At 60.5% G+C, this 22,740-nt stretch carries 20 protein-coding genes and 2 pseudogenes; 11 read left to right on the top strand and 11 right to left on the bottom strand.

Annotated elements, in window-relative coordinates; all coding sequences use genetic code 11:
• Position 1: 1 nt before the first annotated feature.
• A complete protein-coding gene (locus tag DWY51_RS03325) occupies positions 2-1,306 on the top strand; it encodes a chloride channel protein (protein ID WP_117769864.1) in 1,305 nt (434 codons plus the stop codon).
• Between the two features lie 94 nt (positions 1,307-1,400).
• Here DWY51_RS03325 and DWY51_RS09755 read toward each other — a convergent pair.
• From DWY51_RS09755 to DWY51_RS03305, 5 genes and pseudogenes are all read right to left on the bottom strand, one after another.
• Positions 1,401-1,805, bottom strand: a pseudogene (locus DWY51_RS09755) (EamA family transporter); the annotation flags it as partial.
• 57 nt (positions 1,806-1,862) lie between these two features.
• Positions 1,863-2,276, bottom strand: a pseudogene (locus DWY51_RS09750) (EamA family transporter); the annotation flags it as partial.
• A 271-nt stretch (positions 2,277-2,547) separates the two neighbouring features.
• Positions 2,548-3,246, bottom strand: a complete 699-nt coding sequence (locus DWY51_RS03315) for an ABC-2 transporter permease (RefSeq protein ID WP_117769862.1) — start codon at positions 3,244-3,246, stop codon at positions 2,548-2,550.
• Positions 3,243-4,124, bottom strand: coding sequence for an ABC transporter ATP-binding protein (locus DWY51_RS03310; protein ID WP_117769861.1), 882 nt, complete (start codon positions 4,122-4,124; stop codon positions 3,243-3,245). Before DWY51_RS03310 ends, DWY51_RS03315 begins: the two co-directional genes overlap by 4 nt.
• Before the next feature lie 23 nt (positions 4,125-4,147).
• Positions 4,148-4,528 carry a GntR family transcriptional regulator gene (locus DWY51_RS03305; protein ID WP_117769860.1) on the bottom strand — a complete coding sequence of 127 codons (381 nt, stop codon included), beginning with the start codon at positions 4,526-4,528 and terminating at the stop codon, positions 4,148-4,150.
• Between the two features lie 215 nt (positions 4,529-4,743).
• Here DWY51_RS03305 and DWY51_RS03300 point away from each other — a divergent pair, with 215 nt between their 5' ends.
• The 3 genes from DWY51_RS03300 (at position 4,744) to DWY51_RS03290 (ending at position 7,926) form a co-directional block, all read left to right on the top strand.
• Positions 4,744-6,357: a peptide chain release factor 3 gene (locus DWY51_RS03300; protein ID WP_117769859.1), complete on the top strand. Its 1,614-nt coding sequence runs from the start codon at positions 4,744-4,746 to the stop codon at positions 6,355-6,357.
• 156 nt (positions 6,358-6,513) lie between these two features.
• On the top strand, positions 6,514-7,236 hold the full coding sequence (locus tag DWY51_RS03295) for a VUT family protein (RefSeq protein ID WP_233504609.1): 723 nt from the start codon (positions 6,514-6,516) through the stop codon (positions 7,234-7,236).
• 9 nt (positions 7,237-7,245) lie between these two features.
• Positions 7,246-7,926, top strand: coding sequence for an SDR family NAD(P)-dependent oxidoreductase (locus DWY51_RS03290; protein ID WP_117769858.1), 681 nt, complete (start codon positions 7,246-7,248; stop codon positions 7,924-7,926).
• A gap of 50 nt (positions 7,927-7,976) precedes the next feature.
• On the opposite strand, the gene DWY51_RS03285 is transcribed toward DWY51_RS03290, so the two are convergent.
• Positions 7,977-8,702 (bottom strand): uracil-DNA glycosylase, encoded by a 726-nt coding sequence (locus DWY51_RS03285; protein ID WP_117769857.1) that lies wholly within the window; start codon positions 8,700-8,702, stop codon positions 7,977-7,979.
• Between the two features lie 87 nt (positions 8,703-8,789).
• On the bottom strand, positions 8,790-9,692 hold the full coding sequence (locus DWY51_RS03280; RefSeq protein ID WP_117769856.1) for a DMT family transporter: 903 nt from the start codon (positions 9,690-9,692) through the stop codon (positions 8,790-8,792).
• 158 nt (positions 9,693-9,850) lie between these two features.
• Here DWY51_RS03280 and DWY51_RS03275 point away from each other — a divergent pair, with 158 nt between their 5' ends.
• Positions 9,851-10,717 (top strand): LysR family transcriptional regulator, encoded by an 867-nt coding sequence (locus tag DWY51_RS03275; RefSeq protein WP_117769855.1) that lies wholly within the window; start codon positions 9,851-9,853, stop codon positions 10,715-10,717.
• Positions 10,718-10,744: 27 nt separating this feature from the next.
• On the opposite strand, the gene DWY51_RS03270 is transcribed toward DWY51_RS03275, so the two are convergent.
• Positions 10,745-12,127, bottom strand: coding sequence for an MATE family efflux transporter (locus DWY51_RS03270; protein ID WP_117769854.1), 1,383 nt, complete (start codon positions 12,125-12,127; stop codon positions 10,745-10,747).
• A gap of 178 nt (positions 12,128-12,305) precedes the next feature.
• Between DWY51_RS03270 and DWY51_RS03265 the strand changes: the two genes are divergently transcribed.
• A complete protein-coding gene (locus tag DWY51_RS03265; protein WP_117769853.1) occupies positions 12,306-13,121 on the top strand; it encodes a putative RNA methyltransferase in 816 nt (271 codons plus the stop codon).
• A gap of 126 nt (positions 13,122-13,247) precedes the next feature.
• Here the strand turns inward: DWY51_RS03265 and DWY51_RS03260 are convergent, their stop codons facing one another.
• Positions 13,248-13,649 carry a hypothetical protein gene (locus tag DWY51_RS03260; protein ID WP_117769852.1) on the bottom strand — a complete coding sequence of 134 codons (402 nt, stop codon included), beginning with the start codon at positions 13,647-13,649 and terminating at the stop codon, positions 13,248-13,250.
• A gap of 435 nt (positions 13,650-14,084) precedes the next feature.
• Between DWY51_RS03260 and DWY51_RS03255 the strand changes: the two genes are divergently transcribed.
• Positions 14,085-14,789, top strand: a complete 705-nt coding sequence (locus DWY51_RS03255) for a class I SAM-dependent methyltransferase (protein WP_117769851.1) — start codon at positions 14,085-14,087, stop codon at positions 14,787-14,789.
• A 48-nt stretch (positions 14,790-14,837) separates the two neighbouring features.
• Here DWY51_RS03255 and DWY51_RS03250 read toward each other — a convergent pair whose 3' ends face one another.
• Positions 14,838-15,134 carry a hypothetical protein gene (locus DWY51_RS03250; RefSeq protein ID WP_055310006.1) on the bottom strand — a complete coding sequence of 99 codons (297 nt, stop codon included), beginning with the start codon at positions 15,132-15,134 and terminating at the stop codon, positions 14,838-14,840.
• A gap of 77 nt (positions 15,135-15,211) precedes the next feature.
• Between DWY51_RS03250 and DWY51_RS03245 the strand changes: the two genes are divergently transcribed.
• The 4 genes from DWY51_RS03245 to DWY51_RS03230 all read left to right on the top strand — a co-directional run bounded on the left by DWY51_RS03245 (position 15,212) and on the right by DWY51_RS03230 (position 21,675).
• The gene (locus DWY51_RS03245) at positions 15,212-15,700 is read left to right on the top strand and encodes a GNAT family N-acetyltransferase (RefSeq protein ID WP_117769850.1); all 489 of its coding nucleotides are present in this window, start codon (positions 15,212-15,214) and stop codon (positions 15,698-15,700) included.
• Positions 15,701-15,953: 253 nt separating this feature from the next.
• Positions 15,954-17,957, top strand: a complete 2,004-nt coding sequence (locus tag DWY51_RS03240; protein ID WP_117769849.1) for a translation factor GTPase family protein — start codon at positions 15,954-15,956, stop codon at positions 17,955-17,957.
• Between the two features lie 93 nt (positions 17,958-18,050).
• Positions 18,051-19,169: an AAA family ATPase gene (locus tag DWY51_RS03235; RefSeq protein ID WP_117769848.1), complete on the top strand. Its 1,119-nt coding sequence runs from the start codon at positions 18,051-18,053 to the stop codon at positions 19,167-19,169.
• Positions 19,162-21,675 carry an excinuclease ABC subunit UvrA gene (locus DWY51_RS03230; RefSeq protein ID WP_199411354.1) on the top strand — a complete coding sequence of 838 codons (2,514 nt, stop codon included), beginning with the start codon at positions 19,162-19,164 and terminating at the stop codon, positions 21,673-21,675. Before DWY51_RS03235 ends, DWY51_RS03230 begins: the two co-directional genes overlap by 8 nt.
• A 39-nt stretch (positions 21,676-21,714) precedes the next feature.
• Here DWY51_RS03230 and DWY51_RS03225 read toward each other — a convergent pair whose 3' ends face one another.
• On the bottom strand, positions 21,715-22,644 hold the full coding sequence (locus tag DWY51_RS03225) for an ATP-binding protein (protein WP_199411353.1): 930 nt from the start codon (positions 22,642-22,644) through the stop codon (positions 21,715-21,717).
• Between the last annotated feature and the right edge of the window lie 96 nt (positions 22,645-22,740).

Here is a 22,740-nt window from a genome sequence, read left to right as displayed (position 1 = left end):
GATGGACAACCTTGCCAAACCCACAAACCGCGTGCTGTTTTTAGTTAGCGTTGCCGTGACCGGTGCGTTCGCAGGTGCCGCGGTCTGGCTGTTCTTTTTTGCGATGGAGCACGGTATCGACTATCTGTGGACCGAGATCCCCCACATGCTGGGCGCGGCGTCGCCCGAACTCGCCAGCGGCCCGTTCGGTTTTCTGCCGTATCCGTTTTTCGTCTGCCTGCTGGGCGGCCTGCTGATCGGCCTGTACGAAAAGCTTACGGGCACCAAGACCGACGACCTCAACCAGGTGATGGCTAAGGTTAAGCAAGACGGGCGCTACCCGTACGACAACCTGGGCAAGCTTTCGCTCGCGGCATTGCTGCCGCTGCTGTTTGGCGGAAGTATTGGACCGGAGGCCGGCCTGACCGGCGTTATCGCGGGTCTGTGCAGCTGGGTCGGCGACCGCATGCGCCGCTTTGGCGCCGAGTTCAGGGAGCTCACGCTGTTGGGCACCCAGGCCGCGCTGACGGCGCTCTTTACCGCGCCCGTCTTTGGCTTTGTGGCGCCGCTCGCCGGTAGCGCCGACGGCCAGGGCGAAGACGCCGGCGATGGGTCCGCGTCCGGCGAGATCACCATCAAGCTGCCCAAGGCACAGAAGACGGTGGTCTACGGTATCGCGATCGCTGGCGGTCTGGGCACCTACCTGCTGCTCGGCCAGGTTATGGGCGGCGGCATGGGCATGCCCAGGTTCGAGGCCGCCGAGGTGGGCAACCTGGAGCTTGCCTGGCTCATCCCGCTGGCGTTGGTTGGCACCGTTTGCGGCTGGCTGTACTTTGTCTCGGAGCACGCGAGCGAGGCGCTGTCCCATGCAATAGGGGAGCGTCCTGTCGTCAAGGCCATGCTGGCCGGTCTGGCGCTCGCCATCTGCGGCACGGTCTTGCCCTACACCATGTTTGCCGGCGAGACCCAGGCCGATGTACTTATGGAGACCTACCTCACCATTCCCGCCGGCGTGCTTATCGCGACCGGTCTTGTTAAGGCCATGCTGACGCCCGCCCTCATCAACCTTGGTTGGCGCGGCGGCCACTTCTTCCCCGTTATCTTCTCGGGCGTAAGCCTGGGCTATGGCCTTGCCATCCTCACCGGCGCAGATCCGGTCTTTTGCGTCGCCGTCTGCACGGCATCGACGATGGGTGCGGTCATGCGTCAGCCTGTCATGGTTGTGGGCCTGCTGCTTATGTGTTTCCCACTCAAGGGTATCGTCTGCATGATCATCGCCGCAGCCATTGCCGCTGGCATTCCACTGCCCAAGCCGCTGCGCAAGTAGCGCGGCAGCGCGCGGTCAGTACAAACATCTCAAGTCCGGTGCGGGCGCTGTGTCACGGATTTGCGGGTGGACTGGATTTCGTTCGGTATCGGCGCTACTTCCAAATTGCAAGCGCGGCGGTGCCCAGTACGATGAGGACGAGACCGATGGCGCTGCGGCGGGAGAGTTTTTCGTTGAATGCCAGGCGCGCAAATAGCACCGATACGACAATCGATAGTTTGTCGATCTGCACCACGACACTCACCTGGCCTGCAGCGATGGCATAGTAATAGAGCAGCCACGATGCTCCAGTCGCGATGCCCGATGTTGCGAGAAATGTGAGTTCGCGCCGGTCAACGTGCGCGAACTGCTCCAGTTTTCCCTTGGCTGCCACGATTGCCCATGCCATAACCAGTACCACGCAGGTGCGGATTGCCGTGGCCAGGTTTGACTCGACGCCTTCGATGCCGATCTTGGCGAGGACGGAGGTGAGTGCCGCGAACACGGCGGCGCCGAGGGCGTAAGCGAGCCAGGTTCGGTCTTGCTGCTGCTCGGGTTCGGCGGACTGCTTCTTCTCGATCATTAAAAACGTGCCGAGGGTGATGACAGCGGTTCCCACGAGCTTAACCGCAAGGTTGCTCGTCTCGTCAAAAAGCGCGATGGCGACCAGCGCGGCGAGCACGGTGCTCATCTTGTCGACCGGTACGACCTTATTGACATTTCCGATGCTCAACGCCTTAAAGTAACAGATCCACGAAGCACCGGTAGCGAGTCCCGAGAGGACGAGAAAGAGCCAGGATCTGGGTTCGATGCTGCCAATGGTTCCAATGGATCCAGAAATGCCCGCCATTACCCAGGCGAAAACGAGCACCACGCAGGTGCGAATGGCCGTCGCGACATCGGAGTCGGTCTGCTTGATGCCGCATTTGGCCAAGATGGATGTGATGCCGGCAAAGAATGCTGACGCAAATGCTGCGACAACCCACGACACGGGTGCGGTGCCTCCTTGGATAATGGGTTTATCCTGCGAGTTTTATGGACATGAGGATACCGCCCCGCCATGAAGGTTTGATATGGCCGCGGCGAGACGGGGGTTATGTTCCGGGGAGCCATTTGGTGAAGGCTCGAATTGTCGATATGCTGTCGACTTCTCTTTGGTTTCCAAGATCTAAACGGCATGCTTCGAAGGGCGGCGGCGTTGTTGCTGCTTCGTCTTATCTAGTAAATGAGGTGGGGTGCCGCCCAAGTCCTTTAGCTGTCGATTACAGATCGCGTGCTCGATAGACCTTGGTGCTGACGGTGCAGCTGATTGCACATAGCGCGAGGGCCAGTACGGCAATTCCTGCGCACAGACCGCCAAGGACGGCAGGATCGGGATTCGCTCCGGCAATCGACATGAGCCAGTTGCTAATGGGGTTGGAAGAGCTCAGCATTGCCATGGTACCGCAGCCCATCAGGGCAAACAGGCCGACGGAAAGGCGCAGCGCCTCCATGTGTCCAAATCGAAAGAACAGCGGCTGCGCCAAAAACACCATCATGAGGGAGATGAGCATCGATGCTGCCGAGGCGATTGCGATCTCAAAGACGGTTTGTCCTGTCGAGGTCACGCCCGCACTGTTGAAGAGCGGAAGGACGATGATGTTCAAAAGCACGGCGGCGCAGGCCATGATGGCCGAGAAGACAACGATGCACAGGTAGCGGGCACAAATAATGTCTTTGCGCGAGAAGGGCAGCGTTGCCCGATAACGCTCCCAACTGTTTTGATTGTCGAAGCCGGCCAGCGAGCTCATGACCATGATGGGTGACATGGCACTGACCGCGCAGGCGCCGGCGCTCATGCCGGAATCGCCATCCGACGCGTTGGCGAGCGTCAGCACGACGAAGATGAACAAGCCGACGCCCGCAATGCTCGGGACAAGCGTGCGAACGATGGCGAGCTCGGACATAAAGGCGCGTTTCATTTCGAAGCCCCTTTCAGTAGGAGGCGAAGATAATCATCAATGGTTGCCCGATCGCAGGGAATCTCGGGGAAGGCTTCGAGCGCTTCGCGACGGTTGGGCACGAGCACGTCCACGCTATAGGCGTGGTGGGCGGCACGGGCGCCTTCGACGCAAGCCATAAGCTCGACGGCCTGTGTCTGGGTGCAGTGGGCGATGCCGGCGCGGTCAGTAATGTCCTCGCGCGGCAGGTCAAACACAATCGAGCCGTTATCGATGCAGATGACGCGGTCGGCGGCGCGATCGAGGTCGGACGTAATGTGGCTCGAGAGCAGCACGCTGCGCTGGCCGTCGGCGACAAAAGCAAGCAGCTCATCGAGCAGTTCCTCGCGTGCCATGGGATCGAGGCCCGCGGTGGCTTCGTCCAAAACGAGCAGCTTGGCATTGTGGCTGAGTGCACAGGCAAGCTGCAGTTTCATGCCCATGCCACGGGAGAGGTCCTTGACCTTTGTCTTGGAATCGAGGCCAAATCGGTTGATGAATCCGGCGAACGTTTCGCGGTCCCACGTGGGGTACGCCGGGCCTACGAGCGACTCGATCTGGCCCACCTTGAGCGTGGAGGGGAAGGGGCACGTGTCCAGGACAAGACCGACGCGGGAGCGTAGATGGCGTTGCGACTCATCGGGCGCGTCGGCGCCACAGCGCTGCCCAAACAGGTGCACCTCGCCGGCATCGAGCTTTATAAGCCCGAGCGCGGCTCGAATCGTCGTGGTTTTGCCGGCACCGTTGGCACCAACAAAGCCGACAATCTGGCCGGGTTCCACGGCAAGCGTGACGTCGCGCAGCGAAAAGCGGTCGCTTACAGTGCGTGAGATGCCTTTGAGTTCTAGCAAGTTTTGCATGGTATAGCCTTTCTTGCAGATGGCTACTGCATGGTTTCGGGGGCTACCAGGTCGAGCATCTCGTGCAGTTTGTCGCGCGTGACGCCCAGGGTTTCGGCTTGGCTCGCCGCTTTCGCAAGCAACTCTTCGATATGGCAGAGCTGACTTTCGCGCAAGAGTTCTTGGTTGCCCTCGGCGACAAAACAGCCTTTGCCCTGCACGGTGCAGATAAACCCAAGCTGCTCCAGGTCGGCGTAGGCGCGCTTGGTGGTGATGACGCTCACGCCAAGATCGCTCGCGAGTGCACGGATGCTGGGGAGTTTGGCTCCCGCAGCGAGCGTGCCCGATAAGATCTGAGCTTTGACTTGCGAGGTTATCTGCTCGTAGATGGGCTTGTCGCTCGAATTGGATAGGATGATGTCCACAGCGGCTCCTTAGCTGTTGGGCTACACGTGTATATAACCGGTAAGCACAGTATATATACACTATGCACAGTTATGCAAGAGGTAAATACGGATTGGGCCGGCTACCCAGGCCCCAACTGATGAATTTGTCCTGATAGGCGCTCTAAATCGGGATTTCGCGGCTACAATAGGGCGGTTACATCGACGTAATGCACTCAATGCAAGAAAGGATCCGCATGGCAAGCCTGTCGGATGAAATCTCGTCGCGCCGCACATTCGCGATCATCAGCCACCCGGACGCCGGTAAGACCACGCTTACCGAGAAGCTGCTGCTCTATACCGGCAGCATTCAGACCGCCGGTTCGGTCAAGGGCAAGAGTTCGGCCAAGCATGCCGTCTCGGACTGGATGGACATCGAGAAGGAGCGCGGTATTTCCGTCACCTCCTCGGTGCTGCAGTTCACCTATAACGGCGCCTGCGTCAACATCCTCGATACCCCCGGCCACCAGGACTTCTCGGAGGATACCTACCGTACCCTTATGGCCGCCGACGCCGCGGTCATGGTCATCGACGGCGCCAAGGGCGTCGAGGCCCAGACCAAAAAGCTCTTTAAGGTCTGTACGCTGCGTCACATTCCCATCTTCACCTTTGTGAACAAGCTCGACCACGAGGCTCGCGATCCGTTTGAGCTCATGGAAGAGATCGAGAATGTCCTGGGCATCAATACGTATCCCATGAACTGGCCGATCGGCAGCGGCCGCAACTTCCGCGGCGTGTTCGATCGTCAGACTCGTCACGTCATTGCCTTTGAGGGCGACGGCCACGCCAACGCCACCAAGAAGGTCGCCGAGGTCGAGGCCGAACTGGGCGATCCTTCCATGGACGAGCTCATCGGCGAGGAAAACCATAAGAACCTGATGGACGACATCGAGCTGCTCGATGGCGCTGGCGACGAGCTCGACTTGGATGCTGTGGCCTGCGGCAAGCTGAGCCCGGCGTTCTTTGGCTCGGCGCTCACCAACTTTGGCGTGGAGCCCTTCCTCAAGGAGTTCCTGCGTCTGACCCCGACGCCGCGCGCCTATACCGATACGCTCACCACCGAGCCGGTCGATCCCTGCCGCGACGACTTTAGCGGCTTCGTGTTTAAGATTCAGGCCAACATGGACAAGAACCACCGCGACCGCATCGCCTTTGTGCGCATTTGCTCGGGCAAGTTCGAGCGCGGCATGGACGCCTTCCACGTGCAGGGCAACCGCAAGCTCAAGCTTGCCACGGGCACGTCGATGATGGCCGATGACCGCGCCATCGTGGACGAGGCGTACGCGGGCGATATCGTGGGCCTGTTCGACCCGGGTATCTTTAGCATCGGTGACACCGTGTGCTCCGGCAAGCGCCACGTGCAGTATCCGCAGATCCCGACGTTTGCCCCCGAGATGTTCGCCCGCATTACGCAGGTCGACACGCTCAAGCGCAAGCAGTTCGTCAAGGGCATGGAGGAGCTTGCCCAGGAGGGTGCCATCCAGATCTTCCGCGAGCTGGGTGCCGGCATGGAGAGCGTCATCGTGGGTGTGGTCGGCGTGCTGCAGTTTGAGGTGCTCGAGCGCCGCCTCAAGGCCGAGTACCGTGTTGAGGTTCGTCGCCAGCCGCTGCCCTATACGGACATCCGCTGGATCCAGAATGACCCCGACACCATCGATATCCCGGGCCTTTCGCTCACGCGCGACACGCTGCGCGTCGAGGACATGCGCGGCGGTAAGCTGCTGCTGTTCACGAGCCCGTGGAACGTGGATTGGGCAACCGACCACAACCCCGACCTTATCCTGTCGGAGTTTGGCAACGTAGCGTTTTAACGCATCGGCGCGGTGGCCCTGTGGGGCTGCCGCGCCATTTACTTGCCTGATGCCGTGTGAGCGGCTATCATACCCACCGTCGTCTCAAGACCGAGACGTCCGAGCAGTTCGGGTCCGATATCCTGCTCGTTAAACCTAAAACCAAAGGAGTACATAATGATCAAGAAGGTCATGGAGGACTACAAGGTCCTGTTGCGGAGCATTCCCGCGGCAACGGTTTCGCTGTTTTTCGTGAGTGTCATCATGATGAACCTGCTGGCCAACAAAGAGCTCATCAGCCTGCCGTATCTGGCACTCGATTGCGGCTTTGTGGTGAGCTGGGTCTCGTTTTTGTGCCAGGACATGATCTGCAAGCGCTTTGGCGCCAAGGCATCCATCAAAATCTCCATCCTCGCGCTACTGGTCAACCTGGCCGTGAGCCTGTGCTTTTGGGCATGTTCGCTCACGCCCGGCATGTGGGGCGCCTACTACGACACGGGCATGATCGAGGTCAACATCGCCCTTAACGCCACCATCGGCGGCACCTGGTACGTGGTGCTGGGCTCTTCGCTGGCAATGCTCGTTTCTGCCGTGGTTAACTCCACGCTCAACCAGTCGCTCGGCCGTATGCTCAAGAAGAATAACTTTGCGAGCTTTGCCTTCCGTTCCTATGTGTCCACGGGTGTTGGCCAGTTTATCGACAACCTGGTCTTCGCCATCGTGGTGAGCCACACGTTCTTTGGTTGGACCTGGGTGCAGGTCCTCATGTGCTCGCTGACCGGCGCTGTTGCCGAGCTGCTGTGCGAGGTCTTCCTGAGCCCCGTGGGCTACAAGGTCGTGCGCGGCTGGGAGCGCGAGAATGTGGGTTCCGAGTACCTCGAGCGCCACGCAACCGCCTAAGGAGCAAGTATGCGGGTTTTGATCACGGGCGCTTCGGGCGGTATCGGAGCCGCGTGCGTGCAGCGCTTTTTGGATGAGGGCCACGAGGTCGTGGGCTTTGATCTGCTGTCGCCGGCGATCGAACACGAGCGCTACCGCCATCTGATCGTTGATGTCCGCGAGCCGGACTCGTTTCCAAGCGACCTTGAGCCTCAGGTAATCGTGAACGTTGCCGGTACGCAGGATTCGGCCGACGACATCGCCGCCAACCTGTGTGGCACCATCAACGTGACCGAGCGCTACGCCTTTGTGGGGGAGGGGCTCGCCGCCAAGCCTGCGCCGGCTATCAAATCCGTGGTCAATGTGGGGTCGGCGAGCGGACATACGGGATCGGAGTTTCCCGCCTATGCCGCCAGCAAGGGCGGTGTTATCGCCTACACCAAGAACCTTGCAAACCGCCTGGCACCGCAGGCCATCGCCAACAGTGTGGACCCGGGCGGCGTTATAACGCCGCTCAACCGTTGCGTGATGGAAGACGAACACCTGTGGAACCAGATTATGGAGCTCACGCCGCTTAAACGCTGGGCCACCGCCCAAGAGATCGCCGAGTGGATCTACTTTGTGGGCGTGACCAACCGGTTTATGACCGGGCAGAGCCTGTTGATCGATGGCGGCGAGGCCGGCCGCACGCAATTTATTTGGCCCGAATAGGAAACGCGCCCGATGGAAAGCCGTCGGGCGCGTTTTTGATGTATCGATTTTTAGCCGAGGCAAGCCCAGTTGACGGGGGTCGAGCCGTGCTGTTCGAGTAGCCGATTGGCAGTAGAGAAGGGGCGCGACCCCATAAAGGCGGGGAGTTCTGCCGTGGCACGGTTGGCCGAAAGCGGCGAGGGGTGCGTGGATGCCAGGCAGAACTTGCCGGTTGCCTTGCCCGCGCCGGTCGCGGCGAGCTTACCATCGACCATCTGCTGGGCAAAGCGGCCCCATGCCAAAAAGACGACCGGTTGGGGCAGCTGACAGCAGCGTTCGATAATGTAGTCGGTGAGCGTGCTCCAGCCCAGTTTGGCGTGCGAGTTCGCGGCATGCTCGCGCACGGTGAGCGTAGTGTTGAGGAGCAGGACGCCCTGTTGTGCCCAGGGGGTTAGGTCTCCCGTGGCGGGAATGGGGCAGCCCAGATCGGCTTTGAGTTCCTTATAGATGTTGCGCAGACTCGGCGGCAACTTGGTTTGCGTCGCGGGGACCGAGAACGACAACCCCATGGCCTGGTTGGGTCCGTGATAAGGGTCTTGACCCAAGATGACAACTTTGACCTGGTCGGCCGGCGTGTAGGCGAGGGCATTGAGGATGTCGTCTTGTGCCGGGTAGATGGTTTGCTTGGCACGCAAAAGGGCGATGCGCTCGAGCAGCTGGTTCGTAGTTTCACGTACCGGCCGCGGCGCATCGCTCAACCAAGTTGCTATGTTGCGGTCGCGGGTTGCGGTGTCCATGGGGCTCCTTTATGGCAGATGCTCTGTTGACATCTATTGTAAAGGCGTCTGGAGATCTTTATGCCGCGGCTGCATAAGGAGTGGGGTCTACGAGACGTGCTCGGGCGCTCCTGCCATGCGGGCCTGTCCATGTGCACGAAGGCGCGGAAGCTCGACGGTTGCCACCATGACGCCGGTGAGGATGAGGGCGGCGCCAAAGAAGGCGATGGGACTCAGGACCTCGCCGACCAGGAAGAACGAGAAGACGGCGGAGCAGACCGGCTCGAGCGAGAAGGCGAAGCCGGTAGTCTCGGCGGGCACGTGGGGCTGCACGAGCGTCTGGGTGATAAAGCCGTAGGCAGAGCAGATGAGTGCGAGGGCAACGACGACCACGATCTCGCTGGGCGTACTGGGAAGCGTGAAGCCGCCAAAGGTGAATGCGGCGATGCCCGAGAACAAGCCGCCAAAGCCCAGCTGCCAAACGCCCAGAGCAAGCGGATCGACTTCTTCGACAAACCGCTTGGCGACAATGATGTGTCCAGCGTAGATAAAGGCGGAGAGCAGCATGATGAGCGCGCCGGGATTCAGACTGGTAAAGTCGGCGCCCGAGAGCAGCAGCATGCCGCAGGTGACGATGGCCGTGCCGATGAGCACCTTGCGCTCGGGGGCGCGACGCAGCAGGGCGGCGTTGGCAAACGGCACGATCACGACCGTCAGGCTCTGCAAAAAGCCGGCGGTGGAGGCGGAGGTGAGGCTGGAGCCCAGGCACATGCAGGTGAGCTCGGTTGCCATAATGGCGCCGATGATGGCGGCGCGGACCATAAGGTTACGGTTGATGCGCAACGCGTGCTTGTGGAAGAGCAGCAGGCAAGCCGCAAAGGCGATGATGCAGCGCAGCGCGACGATGCTCGTGGCGTTCATGCTGTCCATGCCGATCTTCATAAGGGGATACGAAAAGCCCCATGCGACGGGAACGGAAAATGAGAGCGCGATTGCTTTTTTGCGATCCATGGGACTCCTTTTGTTACAGAACGGTTTCGCAAAAAGGATTCTGCTCCCAGATGTGGATGTAGTAAAGCGAATGTATCTTCAGTATGATTAAGAAATGCTAATGTTGACAGAAAAAGCCCTGGCAAAACGTTTTACGGCAACATCGATGGGGAGGCACGATGGCATCGCGGTATCAGATTGTATGTATGGTGGTCGATTGCGGCAGTCTGAAACGTGCGGCGGACGAGCTGGGCTATACGCAAAGTGCGGTGAGCCAGGCCGTCAAGGCGCTCGAGCGCGAGCTGGGTACCACGCTTATCGAGCGCGGTAAGCAGGGTGTGTCGCTTACGCGCGATGGCAAGCAGTATCTGCCGTATCTGCGACAGATCGTAACTGCCGAGGCCGAGCTTGAGGGCAAACGTCAGGAGTTGCTGGGACTCTCCTCGACTGATATTCGTATCGCGACGTTTACCAACGTGAGTCGTACCGTGCTGCCGCGTGTGATCCGCGACTTTGGTGCGCTGCACCCGGGCGTACGCTTTACCCTCAAGCAGGGCGATTACACGCGCAACGCTCAATGGGTGCACGATGGCGTGGTTGACTTTTGCTTTACGGCGCGCGGGTTTACCGCTGGGCTCGAGAAGCGCGTGGTCTATCACGACGAGTTGGTGGCATTGTTGCCGACCGCGCATCCGCTGACGGCAAAGGAAAAGGTGACACTTGCCGACCTGGCGTCCGAGCCGTTTGTGCTGCTGGATGAGGGCGAACAGAGCCTGGTGCTCGATGCATTCGCGGCGCATGGGCTGTCGCCACACGTGACGAGTGAGGTAACCGACGACTACACCATCATGGCGATGGTGGAGGAGGGCCTAGGCGTGAGTATGCTGTATCGTCGTACCGTTGAGGGCATGCGGGCCGATATTCGTGTACGTCCCATCGTGCATGCTCCCTCGCGCGACGTGGTGGCAGCTTGGCGTAGCTGGGATACCATGCCTATCGCCACGAGGCGTTTTATCGACTATATGAGCTCGCATATTGTCAATTAATGACTGGCGTGGTGTTGAGTGCGGTGTTTAGCGGGCTGTCGCTTTGGCTTGGGTGGCGCGATAGGTGCGTGCCGGGTGGCAAAGTAGTACCGCCACGACCATAAAGAACGCCGTGGTGCCCAGGCTGATGGGGTAGACCATCATAATGTTCGCAAAGGTGCGGAAGTGCGGGAACACGCAGAATACCCAATAGAAGCGGATGCCGCAGACGCAGATCATGGTGATGAGGGCGGGCGTGAGCGAGATACCAAAGCCGCGCAGGTAGCCTGACATGTTTTCGTAGAACATGCTAAAGGCATACGCCGGGAAGATCGAACACACGCGGATATAGCCGATCGAGACGATGTTGGGATCGCTGTTAAAGAGCGACAAGATCTCGCGCCCCAGGCCGACAATAACGATAATCGTGGTGAGTGCAACGATACCGCCTTCGACCAGGCAGACCTTGAGCGTTTTAGTGCAGCGGCCGATCTGGCGGGCACCGTGGTTTTGTCCCACAAAGGTAGTGCAAGCCTGGCTAAAGCTGTTGAGCAGGTTGTAGCACACGTACTCCAGGCTCATGGCGGCGCTCGATGCCGCCATGACCTCGGTGCCCAAGCTGTTGATGGCGGACTGGATGATGATGTTGGCGACGGCAAACACGGCGCTTTGGATGCCGGCGGGCAGGCCGATCTTGACGATGCGCTTGAGGGCGACGGGGTCGATGGCCAGGTCGCGAAGGGTGACGCGGACGACGGAGTCGGTCTTGAGCAGGCGAATAAAGAGCGTAGTGGCGCTGACGGTGTAGGCGATGGCGGTGGCGATGGTGACACCCGCGACGCCCCAGTGGAGTACGGGGACAAAGATGAGGTCCAGACCAATGTTGAGGACGGTGGATACGGCAAGCGCCTGCAGCGGCATGCGGGTGATGCCGACGGAGCGGAAGATCGCGGCCTCAAAGTTGTAGAGCAAGATCGAGGGCATGCTGAGCAAAAAGACGCGCAGGTAGAGCGAGGCGAGGGGCATAGTCTCGGCGGGAACGTTGAGCGCGGCGAGCATGGGCTCGGCAAAGATCTCGCCCAGAGCGATGACGACAAAGCCCACAAGTGCCATAAGAATCGAGGTATGGACGGCGCGTTTGACCATGTTCTGATCGTTGCGGCCGATAGCATTGGCGATGACCACGTTGGAGCCAAGCGACATGCCGATAAACAGGTTGAGCATAAGACTGGTAAGCGGAACATTGGAGCCGACCGCCGCCATGGCGAGGGTTCCCTGGTCGCCCGAGAAGTTACCGATAATGACCGTGGCGATGAGGTTCGACAGCTGCTCCAAGATGCTCGTGGCGGCCACGGGGAAGGCGAACAGGGGAATATTGCGCCACAGCGATCCGGTGGTCATGTCAATATGCTTAGATACGGTATCAGCCATACGCTCTCAATCTCTAACGTGCTATATCGTGCTTATTTGCGCAGACGATGATACTCCTAATCGCCTAGTCGTTGGGGGCGTTCTTAAACGATTAGTCATTCAAGAACGTCCCCAATGACTAGGTGGGGAAGGCGTGCGACAATGGTGGGCGTTGTGTTGTTCGCGCTAAGGAGTTGCCATGTTGTTGTGTCCCGTTTGCCATGAGCCGTTGGTGGACGACGAGCGCGGTGCTGCATGCGCGGGCGGACACCGGTTTGACCGTGCGCGCGAGGGCTATCTATATTTGCTGCGCTCGTCCAAGAGCGGCGACTCCATGGGCGATCCCAAGTCGCAGGCACGCAGCCGTCGTGACTTTCTGAACCGTGGATACTACGCGCCGTTGCGCGATGCGATGGTCGAGCTGGTGCGCAAACAGGTGTCTGGACGTGCAACGTCTGCGAATGGCTCCATGACGCTGCTCGATATTTGCTGCGGCGAGGGCTACTACACCAGTGTCATGGGCGCGGTGCCGGGCGTGGATGCTTACGGTTTCGACCTGGGCAAAGAGATGGTGCGCCTGGCCGCCAAGCGCGGCGATGCGACCTATTTTGTGGCCAACATGAAGGATGTCCCCGTGGCCGATGGCGCCTTCGATATGGTGACCGAGCTCTTTGCTCCCTTTAACGAGCGCGAGTTTGCTCGCGTGCTGGCGCCCGAGGGCTCGCTCTACACCGTGGTGCCGGGTGCCCATCATCTCTTTGGGCTCAAGGAGGTACTCTACGACACGCCATATCTCAACGACGAAAAGCTGCCGAAGACTACGGAGCTTAAGTTGGTCGGAACGCAGCGGGTGTCTGCGAACATTACGCTCCAGACCCAGGCCGACATCGAAGCCGTATTTCAGATGACGCCCTACTACTACCGCACGCGCCCTGCCGACAAAGAGCGCCTGGCAAATCTGGACACCCTTCAGACCGATATCGACTTCATCATCGCCGAGTACCGTCACAGCTAACACCTACCAAATAGGGACAGGTTTATTTTGGTAGGTTTTATCTGGGCAAACGTAAAGGGCCGACCGCGTTGCTGCGCAATCGGCCCTTTTAGTTACTTGGCTGCAGAGGCTATGAGAAGTGAGCGCTTACAGGCGGTCCTTGTTTTCGGCCTTAACGGCGTGTGCCTGCTGAACAAAGAACAGGTCGTACACCACGAGGACAAAGGCGCCGATGTTGACGGCGCTGCCGCCGAGCGCGGGAAGCGTGAGCACCGCCTTGGCAAGCGTGGCGACCGCGGCAACAATACCGAGCTTAAACGCGCCGTCTACCTGAGAAGGTTTGTTGGCACCCTTGATGCCCGCAACGCCGGCGGCCAGATCGACAACGCCCTTGGCGATAATCACGGCCGCGGCGAGCATGGCGTTCGATCCGTAGGTGGACTCGAGCTTGCCGGTCGCGATGCCGGCGATTCCCATGATGAGACTGGCGATGCCCAGAACAAAATAAATCAGGGCAAGGATTTTGAGTGTCTTGCGAGCGGCGCTCATAGCTGGTCCTTTCGATGCGGGCGCGGAGAATCTGTCGCACCCAGGTTGCGGCACATATCGTGAAGCACATTGTAGTTCAACGGGGCGATGCATGCGTTTGAAAGCGTTTCTTGCCTGCACGGTCCAACCTTTCAAAAAGGAAAGCTGGGCGTAAGTCAAATCGATGGCAGCTCATGTACGGCGCTGCGATGATGAAGGCGTAACAAGGAGTTGGTCTAAGGAGGAGCCATGATGTACGGAACAGGGCAAGTGCGCGAGCCGCGGTCGTTGGGAAGGCGCATGAGCGATTCCGTGATCGCTGCCGTATGCACGGGATTGATGGCGGTGCTTTGCATTGGGATGCTGTGGGCCATGTCGCATGTGGGACAATAGCGGACGGTTGAGTGCCGACAGGGGCGGCGCTCACGTATTCATTTTGCTTGTGAAGGAGTGTCCATGGGCGTCATCGATTCCTTTTCTGTTGCTCGGGCCGCGGGGCTTGAGCTGATCGGGAAGCCCGAGGGCCTCACGCTCACCGACGGCGCGATGGAGCTGCGTGCCGATTTTGCCCGTATGCTTCCAAGGCTCAAGCAGGGCCGTCTGCAGCAAGAGCTGCTGGTGAAAGCTGCGCGCACAAAAGGCGTCGAGCGCCCATGGGCGATTGACGCCACGGCAGGCTTTGGCGAGGATTCGCTGCTGCTGGCTGCCGCGGGCTTTGCCGTTGATCTGTATGAACAGGATTGCGTGATCGCGGTGCTGTTGCAGGATGCCTTGGATCGCGCGGCGGATGACCCGGCGCTTGCGACAGCCGTGGCACGCATGCGCTTACATGCCGGCGAGGACAGCATTGCCGGTCTTCGCCATACAGCTGAGCTGATAGGGCGGGGCGAGCTCGCGGCTCCCGACGTGGTGTATCTGGACCCCATGTTTCCCGAGCGCACCAAGAGCGCGGCGGTTAAAAAGAAGTTCCAACTTTTGCATCATCTGGAACAGCCGTGTGCCGATGAGGAGGCGCTGGTCGAAGCTGCGCTTGCGGTGCACCCGCGCAAGGTCGTTATCAAGCGGCCGGTGAAGGGGCCGCTGCTTGCCGGCGTTAAGCCGAGCTATCAGCTTGCGGGCAAGGCCGTTCGTTACGATGTTCTGGTGCCGCCGCGCCCGTAGCTTCCGTACAACGGCTGGCACTCCGTCAGTGCTGTGCCGATGCGGGGTCTATTTCCAAGGGTGCGACGTCAGGTGCCAGCCGCCGCAGTATTCGCATTTGTAGCAGGCCAGCCCGCGACGTCCGCGGTTTTCGCAGTCGGCCATAACTGCCTCGGCCTCGGCGCGCGTGTCGTAACGGTTTTTGCGTTCGCACGACTTGTAGCGCCAGGCCTCATCGCGCTCGGCGTCCAGGGCGTCGCGGCGCTCGTCCTCGCGCGCAAACAGGTCGCTCATATCGCCGCCCGTGGCAGCGCCCAAAAACTCGCTTTTGGCCTTTGACCAGGCGGCTCGCTTTTTGCTTCCCATCTGCTTCGCGCCCTTCTCCAAACGTTGGTATCATTGCTCAATCAAAGTGATACCAATAAACGTGAGGTCGCCGCGTGATGATCAGAAAAACCCTCGATACCGACATTCCCGCTGTCATGGCTATCTACGACGCCGCCCGCGCCTTTATGCGCGCGCATGGCAACGCCACGCAGTGGCCCGAGGGCACGCCTTCTGCCGAGCAACTGGCTGCCGATATTGCCGCTGGTGGCAGCTATGTGTGCGAAGTCGACGGTCGCGTGGTGGCGACGTTTGCCTTTTTGCCGGGCCCGGACGAGTGCTATGACGTCATCGAGGACGGTCAGTGGCACAGCGACACTCCGTACGCCGTACTGCACCGCGTGGCGTCCGACGGCACCGTGCACGGTATCGCGGCCGCGATGTTTGCCTTTGCCAAGGAGCGCGCCGACCACCTGCGCATCGATACGCACCAGGACAACCTGCCCATGCAGGGAGCCATTGCCAAGGCCGGGTTTAAGCGCGCCGGTATCGTATATGTGTCGGACGGTACGCCGCGTGTTGCGTTTGACTGGCTGCGCGAGGCGTAAGAGCGACGCCTCATATCAATAATTCATGCGAACGAAACTGGCCCAGGTGGGGTCATTTTCGTTCGCTGTGCTGATTTGCAAGCCGGCTTTCGCAAGGCGCGAACCTACGAAAATCGCCGCGCGGCAACGCGGGGCGATGAGCTCGGTCGGGGGATAGGGCCCGCTTCGCCCGCCGGCCCGTAAATTGTATCATCCAGTGTGGAACGAGGGTGCCCGTTGCCGCGTGCGATGGGCTTGCAATAAGAGGAGAGCCATGTCGAAGCAAGCGGTCGCTGGAATCTTGGCGCATGTCGATGCCGGCAAGACCACGCTGGCCGAGGCCATGCTGTTTAACGCGGGCCGCATTCGCAAGCGCGGCCGCGTTGACGATGGCGACTCGCATCTGGATACGAACGAGATTGAGCGTGAGCGCGGTATCACGATCTTCTCGTCGCAGGCTGTGCTCGACCATGGTGACACCCACGTTATGCTCGTGGACGCTCCCGGCCATGTCGATTTTTCTGCCGAGGCGGAGCGCACGCTGCGTGCCCTGGACTACGCGATTCTGGTGGTAGGCGCCAACGATGGCGTACAGGGGCACACCGAAACCCTGTGGCGCCTGCTTGCGCGCTATGACATCCCGACGTTCATCTTTATCAACAAGATCGATTTGGAGAATCCCGGCCGCGATGTTTTGCTGGCACAACTTGGGCAACGTCTTTCTGAGGGGTGCCTGGATGCCAACGAACTGCTGGCGGGTGGCGCCGTTCAGGAGGACGCTGCTGCGTTGGACGAAGCGGCGCTCGAGGAGTTTCTTGAGGCGGGTGAGCTTTCCTCCGCGACGCTGTCGCGCATGGTTGCTGAGCGCAAGCTCTTTCCCTGCTTTGCCGGCTCGGCGCTCAAGGACCAAGGTGTGGACGAGCTGTTGGATGGTATATGCGCGCTGATGCGCGAACAGGCGTGGCTCCCGGAGTTTGCCGCCCGCGTCTATCGCGTCAGCCGCGGGGACCGCGGCGAGCGCTTGGCTTGGGTTAAAGTGACCGGCGGCACGCTGCATGCCAAACAGGTGATTAACGGACGTTCCGGTGCCGAGGCATGGGAGCAGAAGGTCGATCAGGTACGCATCTATAACGGCGAGAAGTATGAGCTTGCCCAAGAAGTTGCTGCTGGCGGCATTTGTGCCGTGACGGGCCTTGCGCACGTTCGCCCAGGGGACGCTCTGGGCGCGGAACCCGCGTGCGATGCGCCCGTCATTGCGCCGGTCCTCACCTATACGGTGCTTCCGGGCGAACACGATGTCCACGCGGTGTTCAAAGCGCTGACTGAGTTGGCGGACGAAGATCCCATGCTCGGCGTAGGCTGGAACACCCATCTTGAACAAATACATCTGCAGCTTATGGGGGCGGTGCAGCTCGAGGTCGTGCAGCGGGTGTTGGCCGATCGCTTTGGCCTTTCGGTTGCGTTTGAGTCTGGCGGCATTCTCTATAAGGAGACTATTTCGCAGCCGGTCGAGGGCGTGGGCCACTTTGAGCCACTGCGCCACTATGCCGAGGTGCATCTGCGTCTGGAGCCGTTGCCGGCGGGTTCGGGCGTGCAGTTTGGCACCGTGACCTCGACCGATGAGCTCGATCTTAACTGGCAGCGTCTGGCACTCACCAACGCCATGGAGCGCGATCACCTGGGCGTGCTGACCGGCTCGCCCATCACCGATGTGCGCATTACGCTCACGGGCGGCCGTGCGCATGCCAAACACACCGAGGGCGGCGATTTTCGCCAGGCCACGTACCGCGCGATTCGCCAGGGGCTCATGCAGGCGCGTGAGGCTGGCGCGGCGGTGCTGTTGGAGCCGTGGTACCACTTTGAGCTCGAGGTGCCGGGGGAGTGCGTGGGCCGGGCGCTCTCGGATGCCACGCGCATGGGTGCCGAGTACGAGCCACCGACGATGACGGGGGACCGGGCGAAGCTTGTGGGTCGCGTGCCGGCATCCGAGGTGCAGGACTATGCCCTGGAGGTAGCTGCCTACACGAGCGGTCGCGGGCATCTGTACCTGGAGTTCGCCGGCTATGCGGCTTGCCATGATGCCGAGCGCGTAATCGAGACGGCCGCCTATGAGCCCGAGGCCGATCTGCCCAACACGCCCGACTCGGTCTTTTGCTCTCACGGCGCTGGTTACACGGTCAAATGGTACGACGTACCCGCCGCGGCGCACGTAAAGATCGATCCCGCCACCTTCCGCCCCTGGCGAGCAGCAGACGCCGAGTTTTTCGGCCACATGTGACAGAGGGGCAGCCCCTTTGTCAGATTCAGTTGGTATAACTCGGTATAAGTTGGTATAACTGTTACCAGGATTTACCGATCCGAGGAGGCCGACATGAATCCAAATCCCTTTAAGCCAACGGCAGGCAAGCGGCCTCCGATGCTCATCGGTCGAGAGTCGGTCATCGAAGATTTTGAGGAAGGACTCGACAACGGCGCCGGAGCGCCGGGTAGGCTCATGCTCATTACGGGAAACCGCGGCTGCGGCAAAACGGTTCTCCTGCGGGAGCTGCAACGTCTAGCCAGCGAGCGCGGATGGGCGGTTATCTCCGATTCCGCTTCGCTTGGCTTATGCGACCGCTTAGCCGACGCGCTTCGCTCGAATAAGCCCGTTGTGACGTCAATGGAGTTCGGTCCGTCGTTTGGCCGGATGTCGGTCGAGGCGGCGCGAGCAAAGGGCGAAACGTTGCGAGGGCTGGTCAACGAGCGCCTCAAGAAGCTCGGTCCAGGCAAGGGCATACTGTTTGCGATTGACGAGGCACAATCGGCGTCTATCGAGGAACTGGCGGCCCTTGCCGTTCTCTATCAGCAGTTGCTCGGAGACCAGGATGCCACGGGCTTGCCCGATAGCGACCAGCGCGGTCTTGCGCTGGTGTTCGCTGGCTTGCCCAGTATGGTTGACGATCTGCTCGAAGAGCCGAGCGTGACGTTTTTGCGGCGTGCCCAGCAGCGTACGCTGGAGGCGATATCTTTGCCCAAGGTACGCGATTCGTATATCCAGACGGTCAAAGACGCTGGTCTTTACGTTGACGCGGAGACAGCGGACCTTGCGGCGCACAAGAGCATGGGGCATCCCTATATGGTTCAGCTGGTGGGATATTACATGTGGCGGTCTGCTGTCCGGCGTAGCTCGCAGGTCATCGAAAGGCGCGATGTCGAGGATGGCCATGCGGATGCCGTCTCCGAGTTCTACGAAGCGGTTGACGCGCCTCTGTATTACGGGCTGCGCAGTCCACAGCGCCTCTTTATCGAGGCCATGGCGGTTGAAGAGGGCAAACCGACGCGCATGGCGGATATCATTGAGCGCTGCGAGCGTACCCAGAGCTGGGCGAGTAAATATCGCGCAAGCCTGATTCGCGAGCGCGTCATCGAAGCTGCCGGATACGGCCTCGTCCGGTTTACCGTGCCCATGCTGGGCGCGTACATTCGCGATCGAGTTATATGGCATGAGTAGGGTGATAAAGGTGACGGAACAGAAGATGAGCCCGCAGGCTATCGAGGTACGTGGCGCACGTGTCCATAACCTTAAGGACATCGATATCGATATTCCGCTGGGAAAGCTCGTGGGTATTGCCGGCGTGTCAGGTTCGGGCAAGAGCTCTCTGGCGCTGGGGGTTCTTTATGCCGAGGGCTCGCGTCGTTACCTGGAGGCGCTCAGCACCTATACTCGACGTCGCCTGACGCAGGCCGAGCACGCTCAGGTGGACGAGGTACTGCACGTGCCGGCGGCGCTCGCGCTGCACCAGCGTCCGAGCGTGCCGGGCGTGCGCTCGACCTTTGGCACCATGACCGAGCTCAACAATAGCCTGCGTTTGCTCTTCAGCCGCTGTGCCCATCACGTGTGCCCGCATTGCGGGGCGCGTGTGGAGCCGAGCCTTAACGTGGCTGCGGGCCTGTCGCTCACGTGTCCGACATGCGGCCGCGAGTTCTACGCGCCGAGTGCCGAGGATTTGGCTTTCAATAGCGGTGGTGCATGCCCCACCTGCGGTGGCACCGGCGTCATGCGCGAGGTGGACGAGGCGAGCCTGGTGCCCGACGAGTCAAAGACTATCAACGAAGGTGCGGTCCTTCCCTGGGGCACGCTCATGTGGGATCTGATGAAGCAGGTGGCCGGCGAGATGGGCGTACGCACCGACGTGCCGTTTAACCAGCTCACGCCTCAGGAGCGCGACATCGTGTTCCATGGTCCGGCGGTCAAAAAGCACATTCTCTACGTTCCCAAAAACGGCGAGGGCGCCACGCCGCTCGACTTCACCTATTACAACGCCGTCTATACCGTGGAGAATGCGCTTGCCAAGGTTAAGGACGACAAGGGGCTCAAGCGCGTTGCGCGCTTTCTGCGCGAGGGGCCATGCCGTGACTGTGGCGGCACGCGCCTCTCCGAGGCCGCACGCCAGCCCCAGGTACGCGGTATCAATCTGGCACAGGCGGCGGCCATGACATTGGGCGAGGCGATTGAGTGGGTGCACGGGGTGCCCGCATCCTTGCCGGCCGAGATGCAGCCCATGGCAGTGGATATCTGCGATTCATTTTTGAGCACGGCTCGTCGCTTGGTCGACCTGGGGCTTGACTATCTCTCGCTCGACCGCGCCGGCGCCACGCTCTCCACGGGTGAGCGCCAGCGCGTCCAGCTCGCCCGCGTGGTGCGCAATCGCTCGACGGGCGTGCTCTATGTACTGGACGAGCCCTCGATTGGCTTGCATCCTGCCAATGTCGACGGCCTGGTGGGCGTGATGCGCGATCTGGTGGATGACGGCAACACCGTGGTTGTTGTCGACCACGATACGCGCGTACTGGCGGAAGCCGACTATCTTGTCGAGATGGGCCCCGTTGCCGGAGCAGGCGGCGGCAATGTGATCGCCGCTGGTACGGTAGACGAGGTCGAGCAATCGCAGAGCAGTCGCATCGCGCCGTTTTTGCGCGCCGAGCCCAAGCGCTTGCGTCCGCAGGTGACTGACGACGAAATGTTCGACCAGGGCCATATCCGCATGGCGACCGATGCCATCCATACCGTCAAGCCGCTCGAAGTCGATATCCCGCGCGGTCGCTTGGTTGCGGTTACGGGTGTTTCGGGTTCGGGCAAGACGACGTTGGTGCTCGAGACGCTCATCCCGGCACTCAAGGCGCAGGCAGCTGGCGAGCGCCTGCCGGGGCACGTGCGTTGGGTCGATGCCGAGGGTATTGCCCGCGCAAACCTGATTGACGCTACGCCCATCGGCGCCAACGTGCGCTCGACGGTAGCGACTTATGCCGACATCCATGATGAGCTGCGCCGCGCTTTCGCCCGTACGCCCGAGGCCAAGGCAGCCGGCTACAAGGCGGGCGCCTTTAGCTACAACACCGGCGCCTTGCGCTGCCCTACGTGTGACGGCACGGGCTCGATATCGCTCGACGTGCAGTTTTTGCCCGACGTCGAGATCGTCTGTCCCGCATGTCGCGGCTCTCGCTACGCGGAATCCGCCTCGCATATCCATCGCGAGGGCAAGGACGGGAGCCTGCTTACGTTGCCGCAGCTTATGGATATGAGTGTGGATGAGGCGCTCGACGCCACACTGGGACTCAAGAAGGTTCAGACGCGCTTGCAGACCTTGCACGACCTGGGCCTGGGTTATCTCACGCTTGGCGAGCCCACACCGGCGCTTTCGGGCGGTGAAGCGCAGCGCCTTAAGCTTGCGAGCGAGATGGGCCGCGTGCAGGATGATGCCGTATTCGTATTTGACGAGCCCACGATTGGCCTGCATCCGCTCGATGTTCAGGTGTTGCTGAATGTGTTCGACGGCCTTGTTGCCAAAGGCGCCACGGTTATCGTGATCGAACACGATCTCGACCTTATCCGTAACGCCGATTACGTGATCGACATGGGCCCGGGCGGTGGCGACGCCGGCGGGCAAATCGTCTGCGCCGGTACGCCAGGCGACATCGCGGCCTGCTCCAAGAGCATTACCGGCCGCTATCTATAGGCGATGCGACAAAGGGGCACCCCTTTGTCGCATTGACTTCTATTTCACGCATTGAGCTGCGAGATAGTCGCGGAAGAATGGCAATTCAAATGCGACGAGCCCTCGTCCTCGCTCCCCGATGATGCCGGCGTCTATCATGCGGCGTCGGTAGCGGGAGACCTGCTGCGGCGAACGCTTAAGGCGCTCGACAAGGTCAGCGGTGGTGGACTCTTCCTCGTCATCGAGCATGGCGATGAGGAATCGCTTGTCCTCTGCCGTGAGTTCCCGATAGGTTGCCGCGAGGATTCGGTCGTCCATCTCGTCGCGCGCGATTTTGATTCCCAGGTCAAAGTCGCGTGACGAGATCTCCTTCGAATCGCTTGTGAGGTCCCAGGCACGGTAGCCTACGAGTTGCAATAGGAAGGGAAAACCAGAGATCGAGCGAACGGCTCGATCGATTCCCTCAGCATCTGCCAGGCGATCGTTTTCCTGGATTGTGCGAATCAAGGCCTCGCGCACGTCATAGTCGGCAATGCGGCCCAGATGATATTGTTGGGCGCGGCGAAGGAACGAGACCGTCTTGTGGTTCAGTAGCGTCGATACGTTGTTGGGAAGTCCCGCCATGAGCAGGGCGACGCGTTTCCCATCGGTCACAAAGTGCTGATACGTCGCTGCGAGCTGAATCATCTCGTTGAGTGTCGGGTCCACCTCGTCAACCGTGACGAGCAGACCGGTGCCCGCCTCGTTGAGCTGGTCGATGATGTCGCTCATGCGATAACGCCAGGTTGAGGCATCGTGAACGCGATTGACCTCGATGCTGCCGAGCGGTGCAATTCCGAGACCGGTGACTTCGAAGTGGTTGGACGGGTCGATAAGATGGCCGGCAGCACGTTTCGCCCCGAGCTCGATTTCCTCAAGCATTCCCGGGAGCGCGGTCGTCTTTACGGCAATCCAGCCGTGGGATTCCGCCCTTGTCGCGAGCGACGACATGAGAGCGGTTTTACCGGTTCCACGCGCGCCTGAGAAGATCGATGTTAATTCTGGGCGCCTGCGCTGGCTCAAGAAGGCACGGTCCAAATCCCGAAT

It is taken from the genome of Collinsella sp. AF25-2LB (genome assembly GCF_003458415.1).
Classification (GTDB): Bacteria; Actinomycetota; Coriobacteriia; order Coriobacteriales; family Coriobacteriaceae; genus Collinsella.
The sequence above is the reverse complement of the archived record's forward strand: the minus strand, read 5'-3'. Positions and strand labels throughout refer to the sequence as shown.

What these genes read in the sequence shown, in the direction of transcription:
- DWY51_RS03315 (WP_117769862.1), bottom strand. Translation starts at nt 3,246, where the DNA reads ATGAAACGCGCCTTTATGTCCGAGCTCGCCATCGTTCGCACGCTTGTC.
- DWY51_RS03230 (WP_199411354.1), top strand. Translation starts at nt 19,162, where the DNA reads ATGAGTAGGGTGATAAAGGTGACGGAACAGAAGATGAGCCCGCAGGCT.
- DWY51_RS03255 (WP_117769851.1), top strand. Translation starts at nt 14,085, where the DNA reads ATGGGCGTCATCGATTCCTTTTCTGTTGCTCGGGCCGCGGGGCTTGAG.
- DWY51_RS03310 (WP_117769861.1), bottom strand. Translation starts at nt 4,124, where the DNA reads ATGCAAAACTTGCTAGAACTCAAAGGCATCTCACGCACTGTAAGCGAC.
- DWY51_RS03285 (WP_117769857.1), bottom strand. Translation starts at nt 8,702, where the DNA reads ATGGACACCGCAACCCGCGACCGCAACATAGCAACTTGGTTGAGCGAT.
- DWY51_RS03295 (WP_233504609.1), top strand. Translation starts at nt 6,514, where the DNA reads ATGATCAAGAAGGTCATGGAGGACTACAAGGTCCTGTTGCGGAGCATT.
- DWY51_RS03235 (WP_117769848.1), top strand. Translation starts at nt 18,051, where the DNA reads ATGAATCCAAATCCCTTTAAGCCAACGGCAGGCAAGCGGCCTCCGATG.
- DWY51_RS03270 (WP_117769854.1), bottom strand. Translation starts at nt 12,127, where the DNA reads ATGGCTGATACCGTATCTAAGCATATTGACATGACCACCGGATCGCTG.
- DWY51_RS03275 (WP_117769855.1), top strand. Translation starts at nt 9,851, where the DNA reads ATGGCATCGCGGTATCAGATTGTATGTATGGTGGTCGATTGCGGCAGT.
- DWY51_RS03290 (WP_117769858.1), top strand. Translation starts at nt 7,246, where the DNA reads ATGCGGGTTTTGATCACGGGCGCTTCGGGCGGTATCGGAGCCGCGTGC.
- DWY51_RS03225 (WP_199411353.1), bottom strand. Translation starts at nt 22,644, where the DNA reads ATGTCGTCGCTCGCGACAAGGGCGGAATCCCACGGCTGGATTGCCGTA.
- DWY51_RS03280 (WP_117769856.1), bottom strand. Translation starts at nt 9,692, where the DNA reads ATGGATCGCAAAAAAGCAATCGCGCTCTCATTTTCCGTTCCCGTCGCA.
- DWY51_RS03300 (WP_117769859.1), top strand. Translation starts at nt 4,744, where the DNA reads ATGGCAAGCCTGTCGGATGAAATCTCGTCGCGCCGCACATTCGCGATC.
- DWY51_RS03325 (WP_117769864.1), top strand. Translation starts at nt 2, where the DNA reads ATGGACAACCTTGCCAAACCCACAAACCGCGTGCTGTTTTTAGTTAGC.
- DWY51_RS03245 (WP_117769850.1), top strand. Translation starts at nt 15,212, where the DNA reads ATGATCAGAAAAACCCTCGATACCGACATTCCCGCTGTCATGGCTATC.
- DWY51_RS03250 (WP_055310006.1), bottom strand. Translation starts at nt 15,134, where the DNA reads ATGGGAAGCAAAAAGCGAGCCGCCTGGTCAAAGGCCAAAAGCGAGTTT.
- DWY51_RS03240 (WP_117769849.1), top strand. Translation starts at nt 15,954, where the DNA reads ATGTCGAAGCAAGCGGTCGCTGGAATCTTGGCGCATGTCGATGCCGGC.
- DWY51_RS03265 (WP_117769853.1), top strand. Translation starts at nt 12,306, where the DNA reads ATGTTGTTGTGTCCCGTTTGCCATGAGCCGTTGGTGGACGACGAGCGC.
- DWY51_RS03260 (WP_117769852.1), bottom strand. Translation starts at nt 13,649, where the DNA reads ATGAGCGCCGCTCGCAAGACACTCAAAATCCTTGCCCTGATTTATTTT.